Raw genomic sequence first — 6383 nt, 5'->3', positions numbered from 1 at the left:
CAGCTCGGCGTCGGCGGCGGCGTCGGCGTTGGTGTCGGCGTCGGCTCCGGCTCCTCTTCCTCTTCGAACGACGGCACCGGGCTCTCCTCGGCGGGGAGCGTGGGGGAGGGGAGCGGCCGCAGCGTGGTCGTGTCGGAGGACTCGCCGCCGTTGATCACCACCACGGCTCCCGTGGCGGCCAGCAGGCAGACCCCGGCCAGCACGAGCGGCCCCATGCGGCGCGGCCGGCGGCGGCGCGTGCGCCGGTCGGCGGGCACGGGGAACCCGGTCCGGTCGAAGTTGTCGCCCAGGTCGGTGATCAGTACGCGCGTCTGGTCCAGCTCGGGCTTGACGCACGTGTCGATCACCCGGCGGCGCAGCGAGATCCTCGGGTAGGCCACCGGCATCATCTCCAGCAGCCGCGCGGCGGAGACCTGCCGGTGCCGCCGCTCGGTGCACACCTCGCACCCGCCGATGTGCCCCGACAGCCGCCGGCGCAGCAGCGGGGTGAGCGGGCCCTCCCAGGAGTCCACCATCGCCGACAGGTCGGGGCAGTGCGCCCGGCCGACCCTGGCCAGCACCACGGCCGCGGCGGCGATCTCCAGCTGGTCGCGGGCCCGGCCGAGCCTGGCCGCCGCCTGCCGGGAGGTCAGGCCGAGCACCGCGGCGACCTCCGACGGGGTCAGGTCGTGGCGCAGCGAGAGTTCGAGCACCTCGCGCTCGCCGCCGCTCAGCTCGCCCAGCGTCTCGTGGACCAGGTCGGCCAGCTCGGGGTCCTCGTGCTCGTCCGGCTCGGGCAGCGGCAGGCCGCCCGCCGGGGTGCCGCTGCGGCGGGCCAGCCGGGCGCGTACCTGGAACCTGGTCAGCGCGTACAGCCAGGGCCGCAGTCTGGCCGGGTCCTTGAGCCGGCCCACGCACTGCTGCGCGGTGACCAGCGCGTCGTGCACGGCGTCGGCGGCCAGGTCGTCGGCCCTGGCGAGGGAGAAGGCGTAGTCGTGCAGCCGCTCGGCGTAGGAGTCGTACAGCTTGGCGGGAGCATCGCTCTCACCCCGGCTCAGAGCTTCGACGAGCTGCTGATCGGCGGCACGATCGATGGTCGGCCATCCAGGCACGGATTCCCTCCCCGCGGGTAGCACGGGCGCTTCGGCCCCACGCGGAGAGGACGCGGCCCTTGACGGGCCGGTTCGCCCTTCATACCCAATGGGCATGAAGGGGGCGGATCATCCGTCGCAGTTCGGCGTGCAGAGGCGGCGCTCCATGCCCTGGAGGAAGAAGTCGCGCACCTGGAGGATGTCCTCGGCGATGTACGCCTCGCCGCCCGTGGCCTTGGCCAGGGTCTCCATCTGCTTCTTGCCCTTCTTGGCGTCCGGCCCGAACGCGATGAGCAGGATGGAGATCGGCCGCTTCGGGTTGTAGGTCTTGTTCAGGTACTGGATGATCTCGGAGTTCTTCACGCCGCCGTCGGGGTCGTCGTTGCCCGCGCCGTCGGTGAGGATCAGCAGCGTGTTGACCTTGTCCTGCTGGTACGTCTTCGTCAGCTGCCCGTAGGCGGCCTTGACCGTGTCGTTCAGCCCGGTGTCGCCCGTGGCCTTGGCCCGCATCTGGGCGAGCGTCCTGCCCATCACGTCCTTGCGCAGAGCCCCGTTGATCGACTCGCTGAGCGGCCCGACGGGGACGTTCTCCTTCCAGTCCTTGCCTTTTCCGTCCAGGTGTGTGGAGAACGTCCACAGACCGATCTCGGATCCGGCGGGGAAGAGCCCGAGGCCCTCGGCGGCGATCTTGTTGATGGCCTGCATGCGCGTCATGCCGGTGCCGGGCACGGGCAGCGCCATCGTCCCGGAGACGTCGAGCAGGGTCAGCAGGCGGGTGCCGAGGTTCAGCCTGGACCAGGTCTGGACCATCCGCGTCACGGTCGCGCCGTCCGGCGGGTCCAGCGCCACCGGGGCCTCGGGGGTGAAGCCCTTGTCCTCCGACAGCGCGTCGCCGGCCTTGCCGTCCGCGCTGCGGAACCCGGCCGCGCGCAGCACCTTCCTGGCCGACTCCGAGGAGAGCTCCTGCTTGAAGTCCGTCGCGGCCTTCAGCACGCCCGTGTCCTTGGTCAGGATCGTGACGGGGTAGTCGAGGCTGAGCGTGCCCTCCTTGGGATAGAGGGCGACCACCGGGGCCTCGGGCTTCTTGACGTTGTGCGCGTGGATGGCCTGCTCGGTGGTGACGCCCACCGGCACCCTGCTGCCGGACTTGACCGTGAGGCTGGCCAGCAGCGCCGTCGAGTCGGGCGCGAGCTGACCCGACAGCTCCTTGAGCGCGCCCACCAGCGCTTTGTCCTGGCCGGCCTCCTTGGCCGTGCCGGCCGCGGCCAGCAGCGCCGCCAGGCCGGCGGAGTTCTTCTGCGGGTCGAGGGCGAGCACCCGCACCTTCCTGCCGGGACCGTCCACATTGGCCACGTTCGCCGCCGAGACCATGGCGGTCCAGCTCGGCTGCAGCGCCCCCGACAGCTTCTGGGCCGACGCCTTCGCCGCCGCCAGCACCACGGGGGAGCTCGCGATCGAGCCCTCCACCTGCGGCAGCGTGTCCTTGCCCGAGGTCGCGCGCATGCTCTCCATGAGCAGGCTGGAGTCGGCCACCCAGAAGTCGGCCTTGGACTTGCCCGCCGCCAGCGCGTTCGCGGTCCTGGCCGCCGCCTCCTTGGCCACCGACACCTCGACGCACTTGCTGTCGATCGAGTGCATGGCCTTGTTGTAGGTGCCGGCGATCTTGTTCAGGGCGGGCTGGATGTCCGGCGTGGCCACCACGCGCAGCGGCAGCTTGCCGGCCGAGCAGTCGTGGTCCCGGTTGAAGATGACGAAGGCCGCGACACCGAGGAGGACGGCCATGGCGACCGCTCCGGCCAGCGGTACGAGCACTCTGCCGCGGCTGTTCTTGGACCGCCTGCGGGGAGGGGGTTCGCTGGCTCGGTAGCCGTCGTCGAGCTCGTCTGTGCGGTGTCGCCCCACGATGTCCTCTTAGGTTGCTTGAGACCTTCCGGAGACCCTAGCGGGAGATGCTCCGCAATACTCCGGGAACGATACTCGGTGCGGTCTGTGTGGCAAAACAGCCCTTTTGGTGCGACGATTACCGAGCGTGGCGCTCAATGGCAACAAGTGTGACCGCCCCAGGCGCGCTTTCCCTCCCGTACGGCGACCACCGCCAGCACCACCGCCACCACCGGATCCACCCACCACAGACCCATCGTGTTGAGCCACAGACCCGCCAGCACGCCCGCCGCCATGGCCGCGCAGATGAGGTTCTGCGTGCCCTCGCCCGCGGTGGCCGCCGAGGCCAGCCGCCGGCCGAGCCGCCGCTTGGCCAGACCCAGCGCCGGCATGCCGGCCAGGCTCAGCGACGTCACCACGATCCCCAGCGCGCTCGGCACCGCCCGGTGGCCCGCGTCCAGGTCGTGCGCGACGTGGAGGATCAGGTAGGGGGCCAGCAGCCAGAAGCTCAGCGCCACCAGCCGCCGCGCGGTGCTCTCGGCGCTGGACGACAACGTACGGGCGCCGGTGAACCGCCACACCACGATCAGGCTGGCCACCGCCTCGACCAGCGCGGTCAGGCCCCAGCCGATGAGCGCGACCGAATGCGCGGCCAGGCCCGCCACCAGGCCGAGCGAGCTCTCCACGCCGAGCCAGACCAGTGTGGCCACCGAGAGCGAACGAGCGGCCCGCGCGGCCCGCAGCCACTCGGCTGACGCGGCCGGATGCTCATGAATTCGCTGATCAGGCACCATGAACCCCCGAACTCCCGGCTATCCGGCCGTCGACAGCGATCTGTACCGTACCCATCGCACTCCGTGACCTCGTACGGCGGCGGCAAAGGAAGGTCAAGCTTCGGCCGCATAATGAGCCTTTGATCGCCGAATGATCACCGAATGCTGTGTCGAGTGGAGATCCGGGGGGATTTCGTGCCGTTCACGCCCAGCCACATCGCCGCCGTCGTGCCGCTGATCGCGTCGTCCCGGCTGCGCCGGATCGTCGATCCATGGGCGCTGGCGATGGGCGCGATGGTCCCCGACCTGCCGATCTTCCTGCCGTTCCTGCCCGACTACACCGACTGGCACTCCTGGCTCGGCGTGGTCACCATCGACCCGCTCGCGGTCCTGATCCTGCTCCCCTTCTTCCACCTCGTCCTGCGCGACCCCCTGATCTCCCTCCTCCCGCCCGCGCTGGCGGGCCGCGCCGCCCTGCTGACCCCCGAGCGCCCGCGCCCGCTCCCCATGGTCGCGGGAGCAGTGGCCGGAGCCGCCACCCACGTGCTGTGGGACAGCTTCACCCACTCCACGGGCCCGGCGGAGTGGGGCGCGTGGCTCTCCTTCTCCGTCTTCGGCGTGATCAGGCTCTTCCGCCTCCTGCAGTACACCTCGTCGGCGATCGGCCTGACCCTGGTGGTGTGGTGGGCCTGGCGCGGGCTGTCCAGGATGCCCTCGGCGCCCGTACCCGACCGGCTGCGCGTCTCCGCCCGCACCCGCCTGACCGTCCTCGCCGGCTCCGCCGCCGGCGTCGTGGCCGGCGCCCTCCTCTGGCCCCTGGTGGACGCGCCCAACCCGAAGTTCGGCCTGGCCAGCGTGATCACCAAGACGGGCGCGGGCACCGTGATCGGCCTGTGCCTGGTCCTCGTCTGCTACGCGCTCGTCTGGCAGGTCAGGCGGCGCATGGCAGTATCGGAAGGTGCTTGAGTACGTCACCGCCGCCGACGACCCGCGCCTCACCGACTACACCCGGCTGAGGGACGTGGAACTGCGCAAGAGCCTGGAGGCCGAGCGCGGCCTGTTCCTCGCCGAGGGCGAGAAGGTGATCAGGCGGGCGATCGGCGCCGGCTACCCGATCCGCTCCGTCCTGACCACCCGCCGCTGGCTGGCGTCCCTGGAGGACGTGCTCGGCGACGCGACGATCTACGTGGCGGACGACGCGACCATGTCCGCCATCGCGGGCTTCCCGGTCCACCGCGGCGCCCTGGCCTCGATGGAACGCCTGCCGCTGCCCGCCGTCGAGACCCTGCTGGAGGGCGGTGTGCGCCGCCTGCTCGTCCTGGAGGACCTGGTCGACCACGCCAACGTGGGGGCGATCTTCAGGTGCGCGGCCGCGCTCGGGGTCGGCGGCATCGTCCTGTCGCCGCGCTGCGCCGACCCGCTCTACCGCAGGGCGGTGAAGGTCGCGATGGGCGCGGTCTTCTCGATCCCGTACGCGCGCATGGACGACTGGTTCGAAGGGCTGTCCACGCTGCGCAAGGCCGGTTTCCAGACCCTCGCCCTGACCCCGGACCAGACGGCCACCCCGCTCGACACGGTCTCGCTGTCCGAACGGGTGGCGCTGCTGCTGGGCTCCGAGGGTGACGGCCTGTCCTCCCACTGGCTGCAGGAGGCCGACGAGGCGGTGTGCATCCCGATGAGCGGGGAGGCGATGGCGGCGGGGGTCGACTCGCTGAACGTCGTCGCGGCGGCGGCCATCGCCTGCCATGGGCTGATGCGGTCCGCCTGACCGCCGCCTGAGCCTGTCACGCGCGGTGGGTTTCGCGGCGCTCGTCAGTCACCGGACCCGTCTGCGGACTTGTCGGGGACCACGGTGAGGCTGACGAGGTGGCGGGTGCGGCCGTGGCCGGGGCCGGTGCGCGTGCGGCGGGTCACCACCTCCTCGATCTCCGCGGCCAGCTCGGCGCACTCCTCCTCGGTCAGCCAGACCGCGGCCTGACGGCACAGCAGCCCCTCGCGGGCGGGGTCGGCGTCGTCCCGGGCGAGATAGCGGTCGACGTCGGCCATCAGAGCGCCGCTGAACAGGGCGAAGGCGCGCTGGTAGTCGTCCTTCGTCATGCTCGAACGCTCCTCCGCGTCCAGGAGCGACCTGTCCCCGCGGACCCGGTAACCGCGCTCGACCACGCCGCGGACGCGCCTCTCGCTCACCACCTCCAGGAAACCGGCCTCGGCGAGGGCTGCGACGTGCCGGTACATGGTGGCGGGCGGGACGTCGGGCAGCCGCTCGCGCAGCTGGGCCGTGGTCAGCTCGTCGGCGCCGAGCATGGTCTGCATGATGCGCAGTCGTACGGGATGGAGCAGATGATGTGCGGTTGCCATGTCCCTATGTTCTCATGTTTGATAGCATTATCGAAATCGATAACAATCGGATCGGAAGGCACAGCCATGCCCGAGATCGACATGACGGTGACGGCGGACGACGGAACCCCCCTGGGCGGCACCCTGACCCTCCCCGCCGGGCCGGGCCCGTACCCCGCCGTGCTCCTGCTGCACGGCTCGGGCCCGCTCGACCGTGACGGCAACACCCGCAAGGCCGCCATGAATTTCGGCCGCCCGCTCGCGGACGCGCTGGCGGCGGCCGGCATCGCCACCCTGCGCTACGACCCGCGCGGCACCCGCG

The 6383-nt window shown here is 71.3% G+C and carries 7 protein-coding genes; 3 read left to right on the top strand and 4 right to left on the bottom strand.

What is annotated here, in order from left to right:
• The 3 genes from ABFX54_RS55545 to ABFX54_RS55535 form a co-directional block, all read right to left on the bottom strand.
• Window positions 1-1091 (bottom strand): RNA polymerase sigma factor (locus ABFX54_RS55545; protein WP_346115421.1); only part of this gene is annotated, 1091 nt, incomplete at its 3' end.
• A 108-nt stretch (window positions 1092-1199) separates the two neighbouring features.
• Window positions 1200-2972, bottom strand: coding sequence for a substrate-binding domain-containing protein (locus ABFX54_RS55540; RefSeq protein ID WP_346115420.1), 1773 nt, complete (start codon window positions 2970-2972; stop codon window positions 1200-1202).
• 134 nt (window positions 2973-3106) lie between these two features.
• Entirely contained in the window at window positions 3107-3745 is a 639-nt protein-coding gene (locus ABFX54_RS55535) for a cation diffusion facilitator family transporter (RefSeq protein WP_346115419.1), read from the bottom strand.
• Between the two features lie 153 nt (window positions 3746-3898).
• Between ABFX54_RS55535 and ABFX54_RS55530 the strand changes: the two genes are divergently transcribed.
• Both ABFX54_RS55530 and ABFX54_RS55525 read left to right on the top strand, forming a co-directional pair.
• Window positions 3899-4690, top strand: coding sequence for a DUF4184 family protein (locus ABFX54_RS55530; RefSeq protein WP_346115418.1), 792 nt, complete (start codon window positions 3899-3901; stop codon window positions 4688-4690).
• A complete protein-coding gene (locus ABFX54_RS55525; RefSeq protein WP_346115417.1) occupies window positions 4683-5492 on the top strand; it encodes a TrmH family RNA methyltransferase in 810 nt (269 codons plus the stop codon). The genes ABFX54_RS55530 and ABFX54_RS55525 overlap by 8 nt, the downstream gene beginning before the upstream one ends.
• Before the next feature lie 44 nt (window positions 5493-5536).
• On the opposite strand, the gene ABFX54_RS55520 is transcribed toward ABFX54_RS55525, so the two are convergent.
• On the bottom strand, window positions 5537-6082 hold the full coding sequence (locus tag ABFX54_RS55520) for a helix-turn-helix domain-containing protein (protein WP_346115416.1): 546 nt from the start codon (window positions 6080-6082) through the stop codon (window positions 5537-5539).
• Between the two features lie 66 nt (window positions 6083-6148).
• Between ABFX54_RS55520 and ABFX54_RS55515 the strand changes: the two genes are divergently transcribed.
• Window positions 6149-6383, top strand: a 235-nt coding sequence (locus ABFX54_RS55515; protein ID WP_428834670.1) for an alpha/beta hydrolase family protein, incomplete at its 3' end; no start/stop codon positions are given.

Origin of the sequence: Nonomuraea maheshkhaliensis (genome assembly GCF_039529435.1) — a bacterium.
GTDB lineage: Bacteria > Actinomycetota > Actinomycetes > Streptosporangiales > Streptosporangiaceae > Nonomuraea > Nonomuraea maheshkhaliensis.
The sequence above is the reverse complement of the archived record's forward strand: the minus strand, read 5'-3'. Positions and strand labels throughout refer to the sequence as shown.

Coding starts and splice junctions, on each gene's coding strand:
- ABFX54_RS55535 (WP_346115419.1), bottom strand. CDS start 3,745: ATGGTGCCTGATCAGCGAATTCATGAGCATCCGGCCGCGTCAGCCGAG.
- ABFX54_RS55520 (WP_346115416.1), bottom strand. CDS start 6,082: ATGGCAACCGCACATCATCTGCTCCATCCCGTACGACTGCGCATCATG.